The sequence below is a fragment of the Roseibium sediminicola genome (genome assembly GCF_023156505.1).
In the GTDB taxonomy this organism is placed as follows: Bacteria; Pseudomonadota; Alphaproteobacteria; order Rhizobiales; family Stappiaceae; genus Roseibium; species Roseibium sediminicola.
Genome location: NZ_JALNMJ010000003.1, coordinates 305,138 through 326,804, shown reverse-complemented (window position 1 = coordinate 326,804; position 21,667 = coordinate 305,138). Strand labels below are relative to the sequence as shown.

The 21,667-nt window shown below is 60.8% G+C and carries 19 protein-coding genes; 17 read left to right on the top strand and 2 right to left on the bottom strand.

From position 1 onward, the window contains the following. Positions 1 to 167: 167 nt before the first annotated feature. Positions 168 to 2,000, top strand: a complete 1,833-nt coding sequence (locus tag M0H32_RS06945) for an SLC13 family permease (protein WP_248152555.1) — start codon at positions 168 to 170, stop codon at positions 1,998 to 2,000. 28 nt (positions 2,001 to 2,028) lie between these two features. Next, positions 2,029 to 2,811, top strand: coding sequence for an arginyltransferase (locus M0H32_RS06940; RefSeq protein WP_248152553.1), 783 nt, complete (start codon positions 2,029 to 2,031; stop codon positions 2,809 to 2,811). An 18-nt stretch (positions 2,812 to 2,829) separates the two neighbouring features. Here the strand turns inward: M0H32_RS06940 and M0H32_RS06935 are convergent, their stop codons facing one another. Continuing rightward, entirely contained in the window at positions 2,830 to 3,489 is a 660-nt protein-coding gene (locus M0H32_RS06935; RefSeq protein WP_248152551.1) for a uracil-DNA glycosylase, read from the bottom strand. An 8-nt stretch (positions 3,490 to 3,497) separates the two neighbouring features. Next, positions 3,498 to 4,091 carry a LabA-like NYN domain-containing protein gene (locus M0H32_RS06930; protein ID WP_248152549.1) on the bottom strand — a complete coding sequence of 198 codons (594 nt, stop codon included), beginning with the start codon at positions 4,089 to 4,091 and terminating at the stop codon, positions 3,498 to 3,500. A 398-nt stretch (positions 4,092 to 4,489) separates the two neighbouring features. Between M0H32_RS06930 and rpoZ the strand changes: the two genes are divergently transcribed. The 15 genes from rpoZ to M0H32_RS06855 all read left to right on the top strand — a co-directional run bounded on the left by rpoZ (position 4,490) and on the right by M0H32_RS06855 (position 21,662). Then, the gene (rpoZ, locus tag M0H32_RS06925; protein ID WP_248152548.1) at positions 4,490 to 4,891 is read left to right on the top strand and encodes a DNA-directed RNA polymerase subunit omega; all 402 of its coding nucleotides are present in this window, start codon (positions 4,490 to 4,492) and stop codon (positions 4,889 to 4,891) included. Positions 4,892 to 4,999: 108 nt separating this feature from the next. After that, on the top strand, positions 5,000 to 7,243 hold the full coding sequence (locus tag M0H32_RS06920) for a RelA/SpoT family protein (RefSeq protein WP_248152544.1): 2,244 nt from the start codon (positions 5,000 to 5,002) through the stop codon (positions 7,241 to 7,243). A 32-nt stretch (positions 7,244 to 7,275) separates the two neighbouring features. Beyond that, positions 7,276 to 7,857 (top strand): orotate phosphoribosyltransferase, encoded by a 582-nt coding sequence (gene pyrE / locus M0H32_RS06915; protein ID WP_248152540.1) that lies wholly within the window; start codon positions 7,276 to 7,278, stop codon positions 7,855 to 7,857. Positions 7,858 to 7,888: 31 nt separating this feature from the next. Then, positions 7,889 to 8,491, top strand: a complete 603-nt coding sequence (locus M0H32_RS06910) for a DUF2062 domain-containing protein (protein ID WP_248152539.1) — start codon at positions 7,889 to 7,891, stop codon at positions 8,489 to 8,491. A gap of 56 nt (positions 8,492 to 8,547) precedes the next feature. Next, a complete protein-coding gene (gene acpS, locus M0H32_RS06905) occupies positions 8,548 to 8,988 on the top strand; it encodes a holo-ACP synthase (RefSeq protein ID WP_248152538.1) in 441 nt (146 codons plus the stop codon). 104 nt (positions 8,989 to 9,092) lie between these two features. After that, positions 9,093 to 9,845 carry a signal peptidase I gene (gene lepB, locus M0H32_RS06900; RefSeq protein WP_248152537.1) on the top strand — a complete coding sequence of 251 codons (753 nt, stop codon included), beginning with the start codon at positions 9,093 to 9,095 and terminating at the stop codon, positions 9,843 to 9,845. Between the two features lie 39 nt (positions 9,846 to 9,884). Then, a complete protein-coding gene (rnc, locus tag M0H32_RS06895; protein WP_248152536.1) occupies positions 9,885 to 10,592 on the top strand; it encodes a ribonuclease III in 708 nt (235 codons plus the stop codon). A gap of 82 nt (positions 10,593 to 10,674) precedes the next feature. Continuing rightward, positions 10,675 to 11,601 (top strand): GTPase Era, encoded by a 927-nt coding sequence (gene era / locus M0H32_RS06890; RefSeq protein WP_248152656.1) that lies wholly within the window; start codon positions 10,675 to 10,677, stop codon positions 11,599 to 11,601. 59 nt (positions 11,602 to 11,660) lie between these two features. Further along, the gene (recO, locus tag M0H32_RS06885; protein WP_248152531.1) at positions 11,661 to 12,416 is read left to right on the top strand and encodes a DNA repair protein RecO; all 756 of its coding nucleotides are present in this window, start codon (positions 11,661 to 11,663) and stop codon (positions 12,414 to 12,416) included. Positions 12,417 to 12,907: 491 nt separating this feature from the next. Beyond that, positions 12,908 to 16,144: a DUF2169 family type VI secretion system accessory protein gene (locus M0H32_RS06880; protein ID WP_248152529.1), complete on the top strand. Its 3,237-nt coding sequence runs from the start codon at positions 12,908 to 12,910 to the stop codon at positions 16,142 to 16,144. 43 nt (positions 16,145 to 16,187) lie between these two features. After that, a complete protein-coding gene (locus M0H32_RS06875; protein ID WP_248152528.1) occupies positions 16,188 to 17,330 on the top strand; it encodes a pentapeptide repeat-containing protein in 1,143 nt (380 codons plus the stop codon). A gap of 90 nt (positions 17,331 to 17,420) precedes the next feature. Beyond that, positions 17,421 to 17,825: a hypothetical protein gene (locus tag M0H32_RS06870; RefSeq protein ID WP_248152526.1), complete on the top strand. Its 405-nt coding sequence runs from the start codon at positions 17,421 to 17,423 to the stop codon at positions 17,823 to 17,825. Positions 17,826 to 17,943: 118 nt separating this feature from the next. Next, complete coding sequence (locus M0H32_RS06865; RefSeq protein ID WP_248152525.1) at positions 17,944 to 19,014, top strand: hypothetical protein; 1,071 nt, start codon at positions 17,944 to 17,946, stop codon at positions 19,012 to 19,014. Positions 19,015 to 19,046: 32 nt separating this feature from the next. Next, the gene (locus M0H32_RS06860; RefSeq protein ID WP_248152524.1) at positions 19,047 to 19,688 is read left to right on the top strand and encodes a DUF3540 domain-containing protein; all 642 of its coding nucleotides are present in this window, start codon (positions 19,047 to 19,049) and stop codon (positions 19,686 to 19,688) included. 57 nt (positions 19,689 to 19,745) lie between these two features. Next, positions 19,746 to 21,662 carry a tetratricopeptide repeat protein gene (locus M0H32_RS06855; protein ID WP_248152523.1) on the top strand — a complete coding sequence of 639 codons (1,917 nt, stop codon included), beginning with the start codon at positions 19,746 to 19,748 and terminating at the stop codon, positions 21,660 to 21,662. Positions 21,663 to 21,667: the final 5 nt, after the last annotated feature.

Below are 21,667 nucleotides of genomic sequence, written 5' to 3'. Positions count from 1 at the left end.
GGTCCCGGTCCAAGATGTGACCCAACCAACGGATAGTCCGGCGGCACCTGCCGCGATCCGGCGCGAAACTATCAACGGCAAACTGATATCTTGCCCCTTCCAATCCCGGGACCGCCTGATTTAGAGTGCGCTTTGGTGTATCGGCCATGGTGGCCTTGGGCAGGTGAATGGATTCAGTTGATATTGCAATGGCGCTGACCTTTCTGGTGATCGCGTCAACTGTCGTTCTGTACGCCTTGGAGCGTTACCCGATCGAAACAGTCGCTCTCGGTTCCGTCTCCGCCTTCATTGTCATCTTCTCTGTCTTCCCGGTGACGGCACCGAACGGGTCCCCGATCACATCGGGAGACTTTCTCGCCGGCTTCGCCAATCCGGCGCTGATCACCGTGATCTGCCTCCTGATCATCGGTCAGGGCCTGTTCCAGACAGATGCGCTGGAAGCCCCTGCCAAGGCGATCGTGCGGATGACACGCGGGCGGTCCCTTTATGCCGCGGTTCCCGTCCTGATCGCCGTTGCGATCCTGAGCGCCTTTTTGAATAATACGCCTGTTGTAGTGATGTTCCTGCCGATCCTGACGGCGGTTGCGGCCACCGTTGGCCAGTCCCCTGCCCGGGTGCTGATGCCACTGTCGTTCCTCGCCATTCTGGGGGGCATGACCACCCTGATCGGGTCGTCGACCAACCTTCTGGTCGCCAATTACGCTGCCCAGTCCTCGGATCTCAGGCTGACCTTCTTCAGCTTCACTCCAATCGGCCTGATCGTCGCCGGTGTCGGGGCAATCTATGTCCTGTTCCTGATGCCCAGGCTGTTGAAAGTCCGCAAAACCATGGCGGAAGAATTTCAGGCGACCTCCGGCAAGCAGTTCATTGCCCAGATCAGCATCACCTATGGCCATCCGCTGGTGGGCGTGGAATCGGTCTCCGGCATGTTTCCGAAGCTGAAAGACATGACCGTGCGCCTGGTGCAGCGCGGCCAGAAACCGATCCTGCCGCCATTCGAAAATGTGGTGCTGCAGCCCGGCGACACGGTGATCGTCGCGGCGACCCGCACAGCCCTCGCCAATGCGCTTGCCCGGCGCCAGCCGCTTATGGAAGCCGACACGGACACAAGCAACGCGGGTCAAAACCAGGCCGCGCCGCCCGGATCGATCAGCCTCGCGGAAGTGGTGGTCGCCCCGGCCTCTCGGCTCATGGGCCGGACCCTGCCGCAATCCGGGTTCTATTCGGACACCGGCTGCCTGGTCATGGGCATCCAGCGGCGCAGCCGCATGCCGCGCATGGCCATGAACGACATCCGCCTGGAAGCCGGCGACGTGCTGCTGGTCTCCGGCAGCGAAGAGGAAATCGCGCGCCTGCGCGGCAATCGCGACGTATTGCTGCTCGACTGGTCGATGGCCGAAGTGCCGCGCAAGCGCTATGCACCGCGCGCCCTGATCATCTTCGCCTGCGTTGTTGCGCTCGCCGCCAGCGGCCTGGTGCCGATCGTGACCACGGCAGTGGCCGGCACCTTCGCCATGATCGCCTCCGGCTGCCTCAACATCCGTCAGGCCATGCGCGCCATCGACAGCCGCATTTTCATGCTCGTCGGCGCGTCGCTTGCCGGCGCGGTCGCCCTGGAAGGCACGGGCGGGGCCACGGCCATCGCCACGGCACTGGTGCATGTCATGGAAGGCGCGTCGGCGCCGATGGTGCTGTCGGCGCTGTTCTTCATCGTGATGATCCTGACCAACTTCCTGTCGAACAACGCGGCGGCGGTCCTGTTCACACCGATCGCCATCAACCTGGCGCAGCAGATTGACGCAAGCCCGGAAGCCTTCGTGGTCTGCCTGATCATTGCCGCCAATTCCTCTTTCGCGACGCCGATCGGCTACCAGACCAACCTGATCGTCATGGGTCCGGGCCACTACAAGTTCAACGATTTCGTGCGCGCCGGCACGCCGCTCGCCCTTATTCTTTGGTTGACCTTCTCTTTAGTCGCGCCATGGTATTATGGATTGTGAAACACAGAGGGATTAGCGGGACAACAAGGTGACACGGCACCCCACAGATCATCCGCAGTTCTATCTTACGGCACCGGCGCCGTGCCCTTATCTAGAGGGCAAGCAGGAGCGCAAGGTCTTCACGCATCTTGTCGGCCATGGCGCGCCCGCGCTCAACGAGGTGCTGACCCAAGGCGGTTTCCGCCGCAGCCAGAACATCGCCTACCGGCCCGCCTGCGAACGCTGCCAGGCTTGCATCTCGGTGCGTGTGCGCGTCGACGATTTCAAATGGACCAAGTCCTTCAAGCGCGTCTGGAAATCCGCGTCCGATCTTGTCGGCGCCCGCCTGCCCCCCAGCCCTTCCGCCGAACAGTATGATCTCTTCCGCGACTATCTCGAGACCCGCCACGAGAACGGCGGCATGACCGAGATGAGCGTGCTCGACTATGCGATGATGGTCGAGGACACCCATGTGGAGACCCTGGTGCTCGAATACCGCCGGCGCGGACCGAACAGCTTCATCACCGGCGCGGGCGAAGGCCCGCTTCTGGGCGTTGCCCTCAGCGATCAGCTCTCGGACGGACTGTCGATGGTCTATTCCTTCTACGATCCGTCATACGAAGAGACGGCACTCGGAACCTACATGATCCTGGATCACATCGATCGCGCCCGGAAGATGAACCTGCCCTACGTCTATCTCGGCTACTGGGTCGATGGCTCTCAGAAGATGGCCTACAAGGCCCGCTTCAGACCGCAGGAACATCTCGGCCCGAATGGCTGGGTCGTTACCGACGCCGCTGCCTATCAGAAAGAGCCGCACTCGGAGGACTGACCGTGCCGGTCGGGATCTTCAGGGGATATGCGTGCGGATCTTGTCGAAGACCGAGCGGAACATCTCTTCCGTCAGACGGCCCGTATTGGTGTTGTAACGAGAGCAATGGTAGCTGTCGAAAAGGGTCAACTCGGTGCCCGGCAGCTTGTGCTCGGCGCAATGGGCGAAGGGAAAGGCCGCCCGGCGCTGGCCCAGAGCGGTCAGGAAGGTCTCATGCGCAATCCGCCCGAGCGCCAGGACGGCGCGGATCGACGGATTGGCCGCCAGCGTCGCCAGAAGATATGGCCGGCAGGTCTTGATTTCCGGACCGGTCGGCTTGTTCTGCGGCGGCAGGCAGCGCACGGCGTTGGTGATCATGGCATCCACCAGTTCCAGACCGTCATCCGGCCGCGCCTGGTAGGTGCCCGACGCAAAGCCATAGTCAATCATGGTCTTGTAGAGAAGATCGCCGGCATAGTCGCCGGTAAATGGCCGCCCGGTGCAGTTGGCGCCCTTCATGCCGGGCGCCAGGCCTATCACCAGCAGCCGAGGCGCCGAGGCGCCGAAGGTCGGCACCGGTGCGTTGTGCCAGTCGGGATGCGCCTCAACCAGCTCTTCGCGCAGGGCGACAAGCCGCGGGCAGGCCGGACAATCCAGGGGCGGATCTACCGGTCCGAACTCTGTGCGTTGAGAGGGCATCGCGGGCCTTAGTAATCGTCGTCCTCGTCATCCTCGTCCACATGGACAGGTGTCTGCGGACGGGCGGGCCGTTCGGACGGATCGCGGCCGATCTTGTTGGCAAGGCTTGCCAGATCGATGAAATGGTCCGCCTGACGGCGCAGGTCGTCGGCGATCATCGGCGGCTGGGTCTTCAGCGTCGATACGACACTCACCTTGCGGCCCTTGCGTTGCAGGGCTTCCACCAGGGAGCGGAAGTCGCCATCGCCGGAGAACAGAACAATATGGTCGACGGTATCGACCAGTTCCATCGCGTCCACGGCCAGTTCGATGTCCATGTTGCCCTTCACCTTGCGGCGGCCGGCGCTGTCCACAAATTCCTTCACCGGTTTGGTGATGACCTTGTAGCCGTTATAGTCGAGCCAGTCGATCAAAGGACGGATGGAGGAATATTCCTGGTCTTCGATCAGCGCCGTATAATAATACGCGCGCAAGAGATACGCCTGCCCTTGGAATTCCTTCAGCAAACGCTTGTAGTCGATGTCAAAGCCAATGGCCTTGGCAGTTGAGTACAAGTTTGCTCCATCAATGAACAAAGCAACCTTTTCTCGAGCGTCAAACATCTAATTTGAAACCTTTCCGAGTTATATGCGCTGAGCTTAAAACTTGTCTAATGGGACCTGGTTTCCCGCTCCTGGTCCAATTAGCCCACTCATTCAGTCAACGCATATAGTGCCGCAGCGAGCAGTGTAGAACACGACTTCAGGCAGCTTATAGTTTTGTTTCCCAACGGCCTTCTGATTCTGAACGGGGCCGTTCTTAGTGGCGTACACTATTATATTGGCTGCTCGCAATGCAAAAGCGAGTGACCTTGATCTTTTGGAGCAATTTATCCGGCGTTTTTAGCCTCTCGCGTTCGGCGATTGCCCTTTCGCGGCGAAAACTGACAAGGGGTTGCTTTTTCGAAACGTGAACACTATACGCTGGTTCTTCAAGTTCCTTAAGCCTATGGAGACGTCGAATGGCGCGCGTGACCGTCGAGGACTGCATCGACAAGGTCGAAAACCGGTTTGAGCTGGTGCTGCTTGCTGCGCATCGCGCTCGTATGATCTCGAGCGGTTCGCCGCTGACCATTGACCGCGACAATGACAAGAACCCTGTCGTTGCCTTGCGTGAGATTGCCGAGCAGACCGTCAGCCCGGAAGACATGAAAGAAGACCTAATCCACTCGCTGCAGAAATTTGTGGAAGTGGACGAGCCGGAAGCCGAGGCCGTGCCGCTGGTACCCTCGTCGGGCCAGCATCAGATGACCCAGGTCAATCAGGTCGACGATGGCGCTGTCGAATTCGACCGGATGTCCGAGGAGGACCTTCTGCGCGGTCTCGAAGGCCTGGTCCCGCCAGAGCGGACCGACGACGTTTGATTTTTCGTCACAAGCTCGTCTGAAGCGCGGCCGGCAAGGGTCTGCGCTTCAGGCGTTTTTTGTCTTTACCGCTGATGACTCAGCCAGTTGCCAGGGTCGGTTGCGGCCATGATGCGTCAATACGAACTCGTTGAACGGGTTACGCGTTACAATCCGGAAGCTGACGAAGCCTTGCTCAACAAGGCTTATGTCTACGCCATGCAGAAACATGGCTCCCAGATGCGCGCGTCTGGCGACCCCTATTTTTCCCATCCACTCGAAGTTGCCGCAATCCTCACCGATCTGCGTCTCGATGACGCGACCATCGCTGTCGCGCTGCTGCACGACACGATCGAGGACACGGATGCCACCAGGTCAGAGATCGACAGCCTGTTCGGCGAGGAAATCGGCAAGCTTGTCGACGGCCTCACCAAGATCAGCCGTCTCGACCTGGTTTCCCGCAAGGCCAAGCAGGCGGAAAACTTCCGCAAGCTGCTGCTGGCGATTGCCGACGACGTCCGCGTGCTGCTGGTCAAACTGGCGGACCGGCTGCACAACATGCGCACGCTCCATCACATGCCGGAGCACAAGCGCGGCCGGATCGCCGAAGAGACCATGGAAATCTATGCGCCTCTCGCCGGTCGCATGGGCATGCATGACATGCGCGAGGAACTGGAGGACATTTCCTTCCAGACGCTCAATCCGGAAGCCTATGAGACCATCACGGACCGGCTGGCGGATTTGCGTGAGCGCAATCGCGACCTGATCCTGGACATCGAGACCACGCTCACCGAACGTCTGAGCGAGCGCGGCATGGCGGCGGTGGTGAAAGGGCGCGAAAAGCGGCCCTATTCGATTTTCCGCAAGATGCAGCGCAAGGCAATCGGCTTTGAACAGCTGTCCGACATTTACGGCTTCCGCGTGACTGTTGCCACGGTCGAGGCTTGCTACCGGGTGCTGGGCGTCATCCACACCACCTGGCCGACCGTGCCGGGGCGGTTCAAGGATTACATCTCGACGCCGAAGCAGAACGACTACAAGTCGATCCACACGACCATCGTCGGTCCGTCCCGCCAGCGTGTCGAACTGCAGATCCGCACCGTTTCGATGAACCGGGTCGCGGAATACGGCATCGCCGCGCACGCGCTTTACAAGGACGGCGAATTTGGCGGTCGAAACATTGCCCGCCACACGGAAGACTGCCGCGCCTTTGAATGGCTGCGCCGGACGACCGAGCTTCTGGCCCAGGGCGACACACCGGAAGAATTCCTTGAAAACACCAAGCTGGAACTGTTCCACGACCAGGTGTTCTGTTTCTCGCCCAAGGGCCGCCTGATCGCACTGCCGCGCGGCGCGACGCCGATCGATTTCGCCTATGCGGTTCACACGGGCATCGGCAACACCTGCGTCGGCTGCAAGATCAACGGCAAGATCATGCCGCTGGTGACCGAGCTGCATAATGGCGACGAGGTCGAGATCATCCGCTCGCCCGCGCAGACACCGCCGCCCGCCTGGGAGGCCATCGCCGTCACCGGCAAGGCCCGCGCGGCGATCCGCCGCGCCACGCGGGAATCCGTGCGCAAGCAATATGGCGCGCTTGGCGAGCATATTCTCAAGCGCGCCTTCGCCCGCGCCGACAAGGTCTACTCGGAAGACCTGCTGGAAGCTGTTCTCGACACCCTCCACCAGTCGAGCGTCGCCGATCTGCTGGCAGCGGTCGGCCGCGGCGATCTCAGCGCCCAGACCGTGCTGAAATCGGCCCATCCGGACTACCAGGACGAGCGTGTCGCCATTTCCGGACCGCCGGTCGAGGAAGGCTGGTTCGGCCTGAAGCAGGGCCATGGCCTGAAATTCCGCATCCCGCCCGGTGAACTCCACCCGGGCGGCGCGCCGGAGGCCGGACAGCCGGAAGGTGAAGGCCCCGCCCTGCCGATCCGTGGCCTTTCAGGTGATATTCCGGTGTCCTATGCGCCCGACGGCGGCGCGGTGCCCGGTGACAGGATCGTCGGCATCTTGACCCCGTCGGAAGGACTGACCATCTATCCGATACAGTCGCCCGCCCTGAAGGAATTCGACGACCAGACCGAACGCTGGGTGGATGTGCGCTGGGATATCGATGTCAACAATCCGGAGCGTTTCCCTGCCCGTCTCGACATATCGGCCGCCAACGAACCCGGTTCCCTGGCCACCATTGCCCAGGTGATCGGAGAGAACAGCGGCAACATCGACAACGTGAAAATGGTTCAGCGGGCGCCCGATTTTCACCAGATGATCATTGATCTGGAAGTCTGGGACCTGAAGCATCTGAACCGGATTATCAATCAATTGCGGACCAAGCCGAATGTGTCGAGCGTCAGTCGGGTGAACGGATAGACCGCGAGACGGCCAAGGAAGGAATTTGAGAAATGACTCGTGACGAAGTGTTGTCCCAGTTTCGCGACGCCGGCGCCATCCTGGAGGGTCATTTCATCCTGACCTCGGGACTGCGCAGCCCTGTGTTTTTGCAGAAGGCACGGGTGTTCATGTATCCGGACAAGACCGAAACCCTGTGCAAGGCGCTTGCCGAAAAGATCAAGGACGCCGGTCTCGGCGAGATCGACTATATCGTTTCGCCGGCTCTGGGCGGCCTCATTCCGGGATATGAAACCGCGCGCCATCTCGGCGTGCCGGCCATGTGGGTGGAACGCGAAGACGGCGAGTTCCGCCTGCGCCGGTTCGAAATGCCTCAGGGCGCGCGCGTCATCATTGTCGAGGATATTGTCACCACCGGCCTGTCGAGCCGGGAAACGGTAACCTCGTTGAAAGCTCTTGGTGCTGAAGTTCTGGCAGTAGCCTGCCTGATCGACCGCTCCGGTGGCGAGGCCGACGTCTCGGTACCGCTGGTCGCGCTGGCAGAATACAAGGTTCCGGCCTATGAACCGGACAATCTTCCGCCCGAACTGGCCGCCCTTCCGGCGGTAAAGCCGGGCAGCCGCGGATTGAACTGACACCTGAAACGACGGATACGACCAATTACCCATGCTGTTTCGCCGAAGACATAGGCCCTCAAGGATAGAGCGACTTCGCGTCGCCGTCTGGCCGCGAAACAGCTGGTCGCGGTCGACCCGCTATTTCAGCAAGCGGGTGCTGCGTCTGACCGCGACACCCAACGCGATTGCGCTCGGCTTTGCCGCGGGTGCCTTTGCGTCCTTCACACCGCTGGTCGGTTTTCATTTCCTCACCGCCTTCGCCCTTGCCTATCTGATCCGCGGCAACCTGATCGCCTCGGCGCTCGGAACGTCGGTGGGCAATCCCCTCACCTTCCCGTTCATCTGGGCCTCCACCTTCAAGCTTGGACAATGGATCCTGCATGGCCACGCGCCCAAAGCCGATCCGCACAAGGTGCACCAGCAGTTCCAGGAAGGTCTGTTCGCAAAATCGCTGGACGCGCTCTGGCCCATGCTCAAGCCGATGTTTATCGGCGCGGTGCCCCTCGGCCTGGTCGTGGCGACCATTTCCTACGTGATCGTCTACAAGAGTGTTGAGGTCTATCAGCGCCGGCGCCGGACCAAACTCGCCAGCAAGGGCAACGGATTGTTCCCGGCGCCCCGCACTCAGATGGAAGAAGACGGCAGCGCTTGATTTCCGCCGCGCGCCGGCCCACCTAGGTGTCAACACACCAGATTGAAAGCACAACCATGATCTTAGGGATTGGCAGCGATCTGATCGATATCCGCCGGATCGAGAAGACGCTGGAACGGTTCGGCGACCGGTTCACCAACCGGGTGTTCACCGAGATCGAACGCGCCAAGTCCGACCGTCGCGCCGAGCGTGCAGCCTCCTATGCCAAGCGCTTTGCCGCCAAGGAAGCCTGCTCCAAGGCCCTTGGCAGCGGCATCCGCATGGGTGTCGCCTGGCGCGAAATGGGCGTGGTCAACCTGCCTTCAGGCAAACCAACCATTGCCCTGACCGGCGGCGCGGCAGAGCGGCTGGCCGCCATGGCTCCGAGCGGTTTCAAGACCACCATCGACCTGACGATCACCGATGATTTCCCGCTGGCGCAGGCATTTGTGGTGATTTCCGCATGGCCCGCCGATTGGCCTGAACCTCCCAACGCGGTTTCCTCCGCAAAGCCGTAGACCGGGCGGCCGGTCGCATTGCTTCCGGCCAGCGGAAAGGCTAAGAGATGCGCTGAGAAGCGCTGGCGCCGCGAGGACCGCCGAACAACATGTTAAGGGATAAAATGAGCGTGACGGACAATAAGAAAGAAAAGGACAGTGGCCTGACGGAAACCGTCAAAGTCATCGTCCAGGCGCTGCTGCTTGCCCTGATCGTGCGGACCTTCCTGTTTCAGCCGTTCAACATCCCGTCAGGATCGATGAAAGACACGCTGCTGATCGGCGACTACCTGTTTGTCTCCAAATACAGCTACGGTTATTCCCGGTATTCCTTCCCCTTTGGCCTGATGCCCTTTTCCGGACGGATCTGGTCCGCCGAGCCCGAGCGCGGCGACATCGCGGTGTTCAAGCTGCCGACCGACCCGTCCATCGATTACATCAAGCGGGTGATCGGCCTGCCGGGCGACACAGTCCAGGTGCTGGGCGGAGTTGTTCACATCAATGGCGAACCGGTAAAGCGGGAACGGATCGACGACTATATCGAACAATCCTCTTCGGGAATCGTGCGCCGCGTGCCGCGCTTCCGCGAGACCCTGCCCAACGGCGTTTCCTACGAAACACTTGATCTGAACCCGAATGGCGAGAAGGACAACACCCGGGAGTACAAGGTCCCGGAAGGCCACTTCTTCATGATGGGCGACAATCGGGACAATTCCGTCGACAGCCGCTATCAGGGCCGGGTCGGTTATGTTCCGCTCGAAAACTTCATGGGACGCGCCGAAATCCTGTTCTTCTCCATCAAGGACGAGACACCGGCCTGGCAAATCTGGACCTGGCCATGGACCGTGCGCTGGGAGCGGATCGGCCGGACACTCTAGCCGTCCGTCGCCCGCGCAGTCCGAACGCAAAGCTGCTGCATGAACAAACAACCGCTAAGAAGCCCCGTATCGGCGCTGAAGGCCGCCCTGCAATATGACTTCAAGGATTTGGAGCTGTTGCGGGTCGCGCTCACGCATGCCAGCGCGCTGGCCCCGTCCGAGACCATTTCCGGCAGCTATCAGAGGCTTGAGTTTCTCGGCGACCGGGTGCTCGGCCTGGTGATCGCCTCGATGCTCCACAAGCATTTTCCCAAGGCCGATGAAGGCGAACTCGCCCGCCGGTTCAACCACATGGTCAAGCGGGAAACCTGCGCGGAAATCGCCCAGGAACTCGGTGTCGGCGACGCCATGCGCATCGGACTGGCCGAAGCCCAGACCGGTGGCCGCAAGAAGACCGCCCTGCTGGCGGATATCTGCGAATCCGTGATCGCGGCTATTTATCTCGACGGCGGTTTCGGCGCCGCCGAAAGCTTCGTGAAACGCCTTTGGGAACCACGTATGCTATCCTGGTCCGGGCCGTTGCGAGACGCCAAGACCACGTTGCAGGAATGGGCCCAGTCGAAAAGCCTGCCGACGCCGCGTTATGACGTGACCGGCCGGGAAGGTCCTGACCACGCGCCCAGCTTCACTGTGGCTGTGACGGTACAGGGCCTGAAACCCGGCGAGGGCAAGGGCGGATCGAAGCGGATTGCGGAACAAAGCGCGGCGGAAGCCGTGTTGCGCCGGGAAGGCGTGTGGAAGGAATAGAACGACTTTGAGCGACAATACCACCCCTGAAGGACCGATGGACGAAGAGGACGGCTTTCAGTCTCCCCCGCCCCGGTTCGACATGCCTTTGCCGGAACCTATCCCGGAAATGCCGGAGGGCACCAAGGCCGGCTTAATTGCCCTGATCGGCGCGCCGAATGCCGGCAAGTCGACGCTGATCAATCAGCTTGTCGGCACCAAGGTCTCGATCGTGACCCACAAGGTGCAGACGACCCGTACCATCGTGCGTGGCGTCGCCATGCATGGGGCCGCACAGCTGGTCTTCATCGACACCCCCGGCATCTTCAAGCCCAAGCGCCGGCTCGACCGCGCCATGGTCGACACCGCCTGGGGCGGTGCCCGAGACGCGGACCTGATCGCGCTCCTGATCGACGCCCGCAAGGGCATCGACGAGGAAGTCGAGAACATCTTGAAGCGGCTGCAAAACCAGTCTGCTCCCAGGGTGCTGATCCTCAACAAGACAGACGTGGCCAAGCGCGAGAAATTGCTGCAGCTGGCGCAAAAAGCCAATGAATATGTCCAGTTCGAAGAGACGTTCATGATCTCCGCTCTGACGGGCGACGGCACACAGGCGATCCTCGATCATTTCGCGGCGAAGGTGCCGGACGGCCCCTGGCTCTATCCGGAAGACCAGCCGTCCGATCTTCCCCTGCGCATTCTGGCGGCGGAAATCACCCGCGAGAAACTGTTCGAGCGGCTCCACCAGGAGCTGCCCTATATCTCCACCGTGGAGACCGAACAGTGGCAGAGCCGCAAGGACGGCTCCGCCCGGATCGAACAGACCATCTATGTCGAACGCGACAGCCAGAAGAGCATCGTGCTCGGCAGGCGCGGGGCGACAATCAAGGCGATTTCCCAGGCGGCGCGCGCCGAAATCTCCGAGATCATCGAGGCTCCGGTGCATCTGTTCCTGTTCGTCAAGGTGCGTGAGAACTGGGCCGACGATCCGGAACGGTACCGCGAAATGGGCCTGGAATTTCCGAAATAGCTGGCGCGATCCGGCGAATCCGCCAAACTTCCCGGCGCAGCTGAGATGGGAACGGGCCCTTGGAGTGGAGCGGACGCGGCGTGGTGCTGACCACCCGCAAGCACGGCGAGACGGACATCATCCTGGAGGTCATGACACAAAATCACGGCCGCCATCTCGGCCTTGTTCGCGGCGGCCGGTCGAAACGCCACCGGCCGGTGCTCCAGCCCGGCAACGAACTGGCGCTCACCTGGAAGGCACGTCTGTCCGACCATCTCGGACAATTCAAGATCGAACCGGAGACCTTACGCGCCGGAGACCTGATGACCAGCGGCGTCGGCCTTGCCGGTGTGCAGCATTTGGCGTTCCTGCTCCGCCTCCTGCCGGAACGGCACCCCTATCCCAGGCTGTTCGAGGCCCTGACGGTGGTCCTCGATCATCTTGACGCCGCCGACACCGCCGGCGCGCTGCTCATCCGCTTCGAGCTGGAGCTTCTGAGCGACCTCGGCATGGGGCTGGACCTGACCGCCTGCGCGGCGACCGGGAGCCGGGAGGAGCTTTGTTACGTCTCGCCACGTTCCGCCCGCGCCGTCAGCCGGGAGGCCGGCCGACCTTATCACGACAAGCTCCTGCCGCTGCCGTCCTTCCTGCTGGAAGGGGAACGCCAGGCGGGCAGTGAGCTGACTTGGGCTGACATCACCCAAGGGTTTGAGTTGACGGGTTTTTTCCTGGATCGGCACGTGAATGACCACGACCTGCGCCAAGGCGGCACCAGAGCATTGCTCCTGAATGCCCTGGAGAAACGCTACCGCGCCGACTACCCTTGGAATTTTTAGATCCTGCCCCGGAAACAGCGGGCAACAGTGAAGGCAAAACCGCGTTCTTGCGATGACAATCCGCACACGTTGACACAACCCCTGATTGCTTTTGCACTTTGCCAGAGTGTCTTGCGACGTTTCTAATCGACTGCATTCGAGGCAATTTGCGGGCCTCCGTCCCGCTCGGTCGGTATATCCCATCAGGAAAAGTTTCCGGAAATGGGATTTCGCACGGCGTAACTTTCAGAAAATACCTACAATTTTTCACCCTCCTGAAAAAGACGCGCCTTTTCGTGTCGGATTTTTCACAAAGCGCGTCGCACTCGACACATCCCCCCTTGCACCGGAAAGTTTACAACCCTAAATATAGACGTTAAGAAGTCGTTAAGACAAATTCTGAGCCGTCGAAATTTGACGGCAAAGTGTCGGGCGCCGGTTGTTGGGGCAAACACCGGTTCTCCGGGCGGAAAACTCACTAAGTTTGCAGGAGAGACTGACGGGGATCAGGCATGCCCGGAATCGTAAAGCCGTCGAAAGTTTCCGCCGCTCTTCAACCCCATGCTGTTGAAGGCGGAAGCATCCTGACGGTCTCCGCGTTTTTACTGTTTGACGTTGCCGCCCCTTACAAGCTTCTGACCGAACAAGCCCTTTGGCCAATGGTCGCCGAGCAGATGCCGGATGGCGGTATCTTCGACAAGGGCCAGCTCAAGCCGCGCGCGGAAATGATTGTCGCCGGCCACGCGCTGGCGCCGGGAGACCAACCGGTCACGGGCCTGAAGGTGACGGCGAGGCTCGGCACCAAGGTGAAACGCCTGGCGGTGTTCGGCGATCGTGTCTGGCGTCTAACCGACCGCGGCGTGGAGATCGTCGGGCCACAGCCGTTCGACAAGATGCCGATCAGCGAATTGCGGGCCTTCGGCGGGCAAGGCCACAAGTCCAATCCGAAGGGCAAAGGCCACAAGGCGCGACAACTGGTCGAAGCCGGTCTGGATGCGCCATTACCCAACATTGAACGCGCGGATACCCTGATCCTGTCGCCAGACGACACACCCCCGCCCGCGCATTTCGGACCGATCGGCGCCGACAACCCGCAGCGCCTGCAGCTGACCGGCACCTATGACAGGCACTGGCAGGAGCATGTATCGCCCTGCAGGCCGGACGATTACAATCCCCTGTTTCACTGCGACGCTCCGGAAGATCAGAGGCTCGAATCCTATTTCGCCGGCGGCGAGGTGTTTTCAATCACCGGCATGTCCCGATCCGGTCAGCCTGTGGAAGGCACCTTGCCGGAGTTCAGGATGCGCGGCTTTGTTCACCGCCCGTCGGACGACAGCCTGACGGAGATGGCCCTGGTCTGCGACACGCTGACACTGTTTCCCAATGTCGAAAAGGCCGTCCTGACGTTCAGGGGCGTGACCAAAAGCACTGACCGGTTTGCCGATGACGTCGGCACTGTGATGCTGGCGGTGGAACACGGCTTCGCCGACCCGCGACCTCCCGAGCACTATCATCGGGTCTTTCGCCTGCGCACGGACCCTGACGACGGCTACAAACACGCCCTCTCGGATTTTCAGCTGATGCCGGAGACGGATCCTGCGCATCTTCAGGCGAAGCGGGAAGAACGGCTGGCTCGAGCCCGGGCCGAACGCGACAGGTTTCTCCAAAATTCGCAATGGTTTCTTGAAAAAACGCTGCAGGACCAGGGGCTGCCGGCAGAACTGGCGCCGCCGAGCGACACGACGGCCATCGACGATGTCCCCCTTGTCGGATTGCCCACATCGGAGGAGCTCGCCAACGGCGATTTCGATCTCGCCGAACTTATCGACGAGATCGAACAACTGGAAACCAGCCTGACCCAAAAGGCACAAAGCGAATTCGCCAGGGCAGGCTCCACCATGCGATCCCTTCAGGAAAAATTGCCTGAAAACCTGCGCCGTCATTTGCCCGAGCCGGGCGCGCTCACTGCGGATCCGGCCGAGCTGGACCTCGATCCGGAAATGGAAGCAGCGCTGGCCAGCGAGATCACGCCACCGGATGCCATCGAACAGGCTCTTCAGGAAGCGCAGTCGTCACATGACTGTCTCGGCAGGGCGTCCGACCTAGATGCGCTCCTGAGCGATGCGCTCACGTCCTTCAATCCGCACGAACAGGTTTCCGAAGAGGCGATTGCCGGACAGTGCGAGCTGGCACGCGCGCGCGCTTTCCGCCTCACCGGGGGCGGCCTGCTCCATCCTGTCCGCCAGGAGCTGGACAAAAACAATCCCGCGCAGCTGGACCTGCCGGATTTTGTGGAGGATCGAGGCGCGGCGATCCCCGAGCACGCAGCTGGGAAAACCGAACGCCTGGCCGCGAATTTCCCGGACACCCCGGAAAAGGTGAAGCTGGACTTCGATCCTTTTGCGCATTTGCCGGAGAGCGTGACCGACCGGGTCGAGGACACTGACCGGATGAAGGCCGGGTCGGCGTCGGCAATGAACAGGGCCGCCGGCCTGCTTGCCGAGCTCAACCCCAGTTTGGCCGGCGACGACCCGAACAAGCCATTGTCAAACCTCATGGCGATGCTTGAGACCGCGCCTTCACTGCAGGATGGCGAGGCCGAACTGTCGATTCGGGACAAGATCCGTGACAGCGGCGACACGATGGTGTCCGCACTGGAAGAAAGCGAAACCAGTGTCGAGGCCTTGCTGGCGACCGGACGACGGATGTCACCGGCTGCCCTGTTTCCGATGGATCCGTATTTTCCGGAGACTACCCTGAAGGTCGGCGCCATGGTCCGCAAAGGCCTGGCGGACGGACATGATTTCAAAGGGGCAGACCTTGCGGGCCTCAACCTTCGCGGCCTCGATTTTTCCGGCAAGGACCTCTCCGGGACCTTCTTTGAACAGGCGGACCTGACGGGCGCATCCTTTGCCGATTGCTGTTTGGACGGGGCCGTCTTTACGTCGGCACGCCTGGAAGATGCGGATTTTTCCGGGAGCAGCCTGGCCAGCACCAATTTCAGCGGAGCCAACCTTCGCTCAGCGCGTCTCAACGCTGTCCGTCTGTCGGACGCCACCGTCATGGGCGCGGATCTGAGCGGTGCCAGTGTCCTCGGGGCAACCCTGAACCATCTGACGCTCATGGATTGCAAACTGGACTTCGCCGATTTCAGCGGAGCCCAGGTCACAGATCTAACTGTCGTCCGGGGATCCGCCATCAAACTGCGCTTCTGCAACGCCGTTTTCGAACAGGCGGTTTTCCTGGAACTGCCGATGAGCGAAGCCGATTTTTCCTGCGCGAAAATGAACCGGGTGGCCTTCACCATGGTCGAGGCTCCCGAAGCGGTCTTTTCCAGGGCGCAGCTCGCGGAGACCGGCTTCCACGGCAATTGCAACCTCACCGCCACCCATTTCGAATCCGTCAAGGCAACGCAGACCTCCTGGAACAATGCCGTGCTGGAGGAAGCCCTTTTCCTCAGGGCCGATTGTCGGGCCAGCCTCTTCAACAAGTGCAATCTGCAATCGGTGGATGGGCGGGCCGCGTCCTTCAAGGAGTGCCGCTTTCTTCAGTCAGACCTGAAATACGGCGATTTCTGCGCGGCGAATTTCTTTTCGGCCTCGCTCAGTCAGTCCGACCTCAGGCTGGCTTCGCTGCGCCACGCCAACCTCTACGCCACCGACTTCATGGAGGCCCGGTTGGCGGGCTGCGATCTAACCGACGCCAATCTGACCAACACCAACATTGCCCAGGGCAATCACGCGCTGTGACACGCCCATCCGGCTCCAGACAAATGAAAGGAGAAAAACGCCATTGACCAATCGCAATCCGGATCTGATGCCGATCTCCGCTTCCGAAGTGCTGGAGTACGTTGCCCACAGTCAGGCGATTCCCTTCAAGGACTTGCGCGGCGTCTCGCTCGCAGGGCTGGATCTTAGGACATCCGTCTGGCTCGAATGCGACTTCACAGCCTGCGACTTCTCGGGAGCAGACCTCTCGGAGGCACAATTCCTGTCCTCCAGCCTGAGGGATACCGTGTTTTCGGATGCGCATCTTCACGAAACAAGCTTCATCTCCTGCGACCTCAGCTCAGCGGATTTTATCGGATGCACCCTTTCTGAGGCTCAGTTGATCGCTTGTTCCGCGGAAAGGCTGCAACTTCAGGAAACCCAGCTCGACGACATCATCTTGGCCCAAACCGATCTGGCGGAGGCAAACCTGACGGCAGCGCACGCCGACCAGGCTTTGCTGCTGGATTGCAACATTGAAAACCTGACGCTGGCGGACGCCGCTCTTTCAAACTTCGTGCTCACCAACGCGGACCTGAAGAGTGTCGAGCTCAAGGGGCTTCGGATAGATACCGCCGTCTTTGCCGAGACGGATCTGTCGGGCAAGGACCTTGCCGGAAAATCGCTGCAACGCTGCAGGTTTTCGAACGCAAATCTCGCCGGAACCAATCTGGCGGAGGCAACGCTCGGGCAGTCGATGTTCATTGACTGCGACCTGAGCAAGGCCGTTTTGTCCAAAAGCAGCGCCAAGCTGACCGCCTTCATGAATTGCACGCTCGACGGCGCCGATCTCAGCCAGAGCAATCTGCTGATGGCTGGTTTCTCAGGATCGAGCCTGCGTGCCGTCAACTTCACCGACGCCGTGATGTGGTCCGCGATGCTTCAGGGCACGAACTGCAAGGCCGCCCGTTTCGAACGCACGGACCTGCGGCAGGCGGACCTGACCCACGCGGACCTCACAGCTGCCAATTTCGGCGCCGCGGAATTCTTCAACACCAAGTTTCACGGCGCGGAGACCGCAGACAGCCTTTTTGACGGTGCCCGGGGCAAGGTGCTTGGAACGGACCAGGATCGCCGGATCGCGGAGGTCTACACCCCCAAAATTGTCGTGCTCGACCACGAGGAAACCTACGGATCACTCCGGCCGCAGATGAAATCGGCCGGCTAACTGCCATCAGTCACCGTTGCAGGGAACAGGACACCAGGAGGATCAGGCCAAAGGGGCAAATCTCAATCAAACGTGAAGGATCAAAACGCCATGTCGTTTATCAACTCTCAAGGTCCCCTGCCGGGCATCGACCTGTCACCGGTGGACCCCTATATGCAAGTTACTCCAACCGGAGAAATCCCGCTGGTCTGTCCCAGCACGGGGATGCGCACGACCGAAGTGCCGCTGTGCACCCGAGTGATCGTTCAAGGCACCTCGGCCCATACGATCATGGACGAGGCCCCGCTGACGATCAGCGGCCCCGGACGCGGCATGATCTCCAGCGAAGTCTGCTCGTCCTCGAAAAACGTCAAATGCTCGACAAAGCTGGTCTTCCAGAACGCGCCAGCCACGCGCGCGCTGATGGACCCGACCGTTCAAAACGGCAAGGTCCCCAACTCTGTCGGCAACACTGTTTCGCCGTCGCAGAGCAAGGTGATGAACCCGAGCGCCTGAGGCGAACACCAAGCCGCGGCCGACGGCTGCGGCTCGCGATCAGGGCGGGCTCGAACACGTGGGCGAGCCCAAGCAAATCGGCGGGACTGGGGCGGCAATTGATCAGGGGGACTTCGAAATGACGACAATTACATGCACGACCTGCGGCGGAACAGGCAGCTTGAATTCCGCAACCTGCACGACCTGCAGCGGCTCTGGCGTACTCGACGTTGACATCACGGATATTTCGCCAGACTCGATCACGGGCGACAGCAACGTGGATATCGACACCTCGGACAAGAGCGCGTTCCTGTTTGTGCCCAGAAACGACGGCTCCAACGACAAGACGACACCGGGTGTGCTGTTCCGCCTGGGCAGCTATTGCGATATCGAGACAGCCGCGGATACCGAGGCAAAGGCCGAAGTGCTTTATCCGGAGCAATTTGTCGCCGATGCCGGCGACAACACCAAGGCCTATGAGGATGCCGCGGGCAGCGCCACCGGCAAAGGCGGCATTCTTCTGTCCTGCGACGGGCAAATCCTGGTCAAGTCCTGCGAGAAGACCTTTCTGCGGTCCGACGATGAAATCAAAATCGAAAGCGGCAAGAAAATCGTCATCCGCTCCGGAAGAGATGACGACGAGGACAGCCGGGACATCACGCTGAACTCCAACAATGGCGACATCAACATGAAAGCCGCCACGTCGACAAAGGAGTTCCTTTGGCATGACATTACGCTCACCGAAGGTGACAGCATCGGTTACACAAAGGGCGACACGGTCGGCATTACCGAAGGGACCAAGACCTTTGTCACGCTCGGATCCGAGCATTTCATGTGTTTCGGCAATCAGGTGGCGGTCACGGTCGGGGGCGTCTCGAGTTTCACGCTGGGAATCGGCCTGAGTGTCAGCATCTCCTTCAAGTTCAAGATCGCCAATGTCGACATCGCGTTCCGGATCAAGAAATTCGAGGTCTCGAAATTCGTTTTCGAGAAAAAGGAAGTCTCTGTTGAAGACAAGTTGCTCGATCTTCGCAAGGAAATGCTCCAGATCAAGGACGGGCAGACCGTCATCAACAAGGACATGCTCAGTCTTGCAGACGAACGCTTCAAATTCCTCAAGAGTGAAATCGATCTGAACAAGAAAAAAATCGGCATCAACACAACTCAGATGAACGCCAATCGGGCGGCCCTGCTGCATCTGTATCTGTGACCCGGAAACAGGCAAACGGAGGATCTTTCCAGATGCGCCAGAAAGACTTGAAACTCGCCAGACGTGCCGACATTGCGGCTGCCGGGGATGTCCCGAAGACCGGGCTCAAAACCGCCTTGGTCACATTGACCATGTCCGACCTGGATCTCGCCCTGACGACGGAGGACGGAGAAGAACTCTTCGCCCGGCAAGCAGGCAGCTGCCTGCTTGCGCCCGCGGTCGGCGACAAGGTGCTCGTTTATCAGGACGGCGATGACGCCTTTGTGTTGTCCGTTTTGGTCCGGGCTGACGCCGAGCGCACACCGGATATTTCCGTACCGGGGGCTAAATCGCTGCGGGTCGTGGCGGCGGAGGAGCTGGAACTCACGGGCAAACTGGTGCGGCTGAAAGCGGACAAGCTTGCTCTACTTGCCGAGGTCCTGGCCCAAAGTGCCGGCTCGGTCGCGCTTCATGCCAAGAGCGTTGTGGAGACAATTGTCGAGAAATTCAGCTCCACGCGCACGCTCACGGTGAAGGCGGAAAACCGGTCAACGAGAATCGAGAAAACCGACACCATGTCGGCCGGCACGCTCATCCAGAAGATTGACGGTGTCGCCCTGCAGAACAGCGAGATCGCCCTGATCAAAGCCAAGCAGGATGTACGCGTCGATGGGGAGCGGATCAGTCTCGGGTAGCTGAGCCTCGGAACAACCGGCCCCGGACGGTTCACCCAACAGGAGGAAAACCAGGCAATGATGTCGGTCGATGACCGCCTCAAGGCGGCAGCACAGCACAGAACATTCGGCGACCGGCTGAGCGCCGCTTCGCTCTACGAAGCCGTTCTGTTCATGTCACCGGGTCATGGAGCCGCCTTGAGGGCCCTGGCCGAAATCCGGCTTGAAGAGGGAAATTCCGAGGCTGCGGCCAAATTGCTGCAGGAGGCCCTGACCCGAGATCCGGCGGATTGTGACGCACGGGTGCTGATGGCCTCGCTGCAACAGGTAAATGGCAATTCCCGGGACGCGGAAAAACTGATCGAGGAAACGCTTGTCCTCGATCCGCATCACCCGGCGGCCAGTGTCCTTCGCGCCGAGCAATTCTTGCGGTCAGGACGGTTCGAGCGGGCCGAGAGGCAGCTGCGCGGCGCTTTGGAACAGCACCCGGAAGAGGCGGATCTCATGTCGGCGCTCGCTGGCCTCTACGCGCGGGTGAAACACAGCGCAGCCGCCCTGGATCTGGCACAACAGGCCGTCTCGAAAGCGCCCGACGATCCACAGCATCTCGCCACGCTCGGCTGCATCCTTGCGGAGACGGGCAATCATGACAAGGCGCTGGCCCTCCTCGAAGAAGCCCATCTCAAGCTGCCGGCCGACCCGATCCTCATGCTTCACCTGGCCGACTGCCAGGCGCAGACAGGTCAAGTCGTCGATGCGAGGCTGCTCGCAAAGCGCCTGACCCTGCAATTCCCGGACCTGCTCGCTGCCTGGCTACTGCTTATGAGGACCGAAACTCTCCTCGGCGTCGAGAGCGACACGTTCCCGGAGTTCCTTCAACGGGTGAAACTGCACAAGGACAAGCCATCGGCGCTGCTGGCGCTTGCCACCGCTTATCGGCAGAAAGGCGATCATGACCAGTCTCTGCGGTTGCTGCAGCCTCTCGTCGGTGCCGCCGGCAAGATCGAGCATAACCTTTATCGCGATGTCCTGGCGCTCTACCGCGACTGCGCGTTGGCCTCCGATGCCCTTGAAAGCCTGGACCGGATCCCGGAGCAGAGTTCCGCCCCTTCAGCAACGGTTCCCGGCCACGCCTCTCCTGCCCCCGGCGCGGCATATTCCACCGAAGACCGCCTTCAGCTCGAGACGGCGGACCTGTTCATAGAACCGGGGCTAACCAGCCTGGAAGCCCTGGTTCTGTTGCGATTTGGCGTTCAGACCCCGACGGGCAGAAAGCGCCGTCGCATATTCGGCCCGGACTATTTGTCTCCCGTCTCGGATCTGTTTCCGGACAGTATTTTCAACAGCACGGGGACCCCCGAATGGGTGCATGCGGTCGCCACCCCCGAAAACGTCGTGCCGCTAAGCGATGCCTTGTTCCTTCCTTCCGACCGGCTTCGTCAGCTTCGGAAAACGGGTTCCTATGTCCGGCCCGATGCCGACCGGCAGCAGGTCTGGAGAGCATCTCTCGAGGATCTGCCGCGCCCGCTGATTGCGTTTTCCTGGAACTCCGGGCGGTCTGGACTTCTTCTTGACGATTACCGCCCTCTTCTGGACGCCTTTCAGGGCTTCCAGGGGACTTCTATCAGCGTTATGTGGGACGACGCCCGGCGTCAGCTGGCGGACTGGCCGGACCTCATCGATGCCGGAAGGCATTTCCAGTCGCTCTCCGATCTCGCCGCCCTGTTGGCCGAAGTCGACCTGCTCATCGGACCAGACGGCCTGCCGCTGCATGTCGCCGGCGCCATGGAGCGTCCCGCCGTTGTTCTGACCCAGCCGGCGCATCCCTGGTACTGGCACGCCCAGGACGGCAAGGCGACCTGGTATCCCTCCGTTCAGGTTCTGAAGAGCAAGCGGTTCGGCCACTGGGCCAGCCTGATGGAAGAGGCCACAGAACCGCTCCTGAACGCGATCGGCGCGCATGCATCAAGGGAAGCGGAATTGATATCGGGCTAAGCGGA